The following is a 1,234-nucleotide window of genomic DNA, read 5'->3' as shown; positions in this document are numbered from 1 at the left end:
GTGAGCCGGGTCCGTTCCAGCCGGTCGAGGTAGAGGTTGCGGGCGGCCAGGCCCACCGCGTCCACGCAGAAGTACACGGCCACGGCTCGGACGGATGAGGCGGCCGCCGCGGTGGGTGACGGCGGCGGCCGCTACCTCAGGCGACGGTCGCCTCGATGGTCACGGGGATGTCGAGCGCCTTGGAGTAGGGGCAGATCCGGTGGGCACCGGCGCCGAGTTCCGCGGCGGTCTTCTGGTCCACCCCGCCGACCTCGAGGTGCAGGACGGCGCTCAGGCTGTAGTCCTCCGTCTCGTGCCGGTGGTGGAGGGTGACCTCGGCCGCGACGGCCAGGTGCTGCAGGCGCACCTTCCTCTTCGCCGCCGTGATCTTGACCGCGCCCAGGAAGCACGACGCCCAGCCCGCGGCGAGCAGCTGCTCGGGGTTGGTCGCCCCGCCGTTGCCGCCGAACTCCTTCGGGACGGCGAGGGTGAGGTCGAGCAGACCGTCGTCGGATGCCGCCCGGCCTCCGTCGCGGCCCCCGCCGGTGGCGGTGACGAGGGCGGTGTAGTTCGTCTCGGTCACGGTCACTTGCCTTTCTCGTGGGCCCCGGAACGTGATCAGCCGGACGTATCACCCATCCGGCTGGTGATGACTTTGACAGGGGATGCATCACCTGTCAAACGGGTGACGCTTTTCGATCACGCATCACCGCGCCCACTCGCCGTGAGGAACATCACTGCCTTGACAGGTGACGATTCGGAGGACATCGTCAGGGGAAGCCCGGCCGACCGCGACCGCGGCGACGGCCCGCAGCCGACACCCCGCCGAGGAGATGACGCGATGACCTCCACGCAACAGAAGACCCCGGACACCGCCGCCGCGGCGCGCCAGGCCCGGTTCGGCAAGCTGCCGGAGCGCATCCGCCCCGAGCAGATGGTCGAGGAGAGTCCGGCCACGGCGCCCGACCCGGCGCGGAACGTGTACACCGCCGATGAATGGCTCATTCGCTACTGCCTGTGAGCCCCCGGCCGAGCCAAGGAGACCTCCCATGCGCCTTCCCAAGCCCCTCCTCGCCGCGTCGCTGGCGGTGCTCGCCGCGGCGGTGAGCGTCGCCTGCTTCGCCCAGGTCATCTGACCACTCGCCCGCGGCACCCCTTCCGCCGCAGACCCCCACCCGCCGGCCCGCTCCGGCGATGGATTCTTCAAATCGATATTGCGTCGTGTCCAATTGGGAGCGTGCGGCCGCAACCCATG

General features: G+C 70.3%; 2 protein-coding genes. One reads left to right on the top strand and one right to left on the bottom strand.

Annotation, left to right across the window (positions count from 1 at the left end):
- Nucleotides 1–136: 136 nt before the first annotated feature.
- Nucleotides 137–562: an Ohr family peroxiredoxin gene (locus tag AB0F62_RS42780; RefSeq protein WP_361812337.1), complete on the bottom strand. Its 426-nt coding sequence runs from the start codon at nt 560–562 to the stop codon at nt 137–139.
- Between the two features lie 258 nt (nt 563–820).
- Between AB0F62_RS42780 and AB0F62_RS42775 the strand changes: the two genes are divergently transcribed.
- On the top strand, nt 821–1,000 hold the full coding sequence (locus AB0F62_RS42775) for a hypothetical protein (RefSeq protein ID WP_361812334.1): 180 nt from the start codon (nt 821–823) through the stop codon (nt 998–1,000).
- The last annotated feature ends 234 nt before the right edge of the window (nt 1,001–1,234 follow it).

Source organism: Streptomyces sp. NPDC026673 (genome assembly GCF_040638135.1).
GTDB lineage: Bacteria > Actinomycetota > Actinomycetes > Streptomycetales > Streptomycetaceae > Actinacidiphila.
This window is presented reverse-complemented; position numbering and strand designations above follow the sequence as displayed.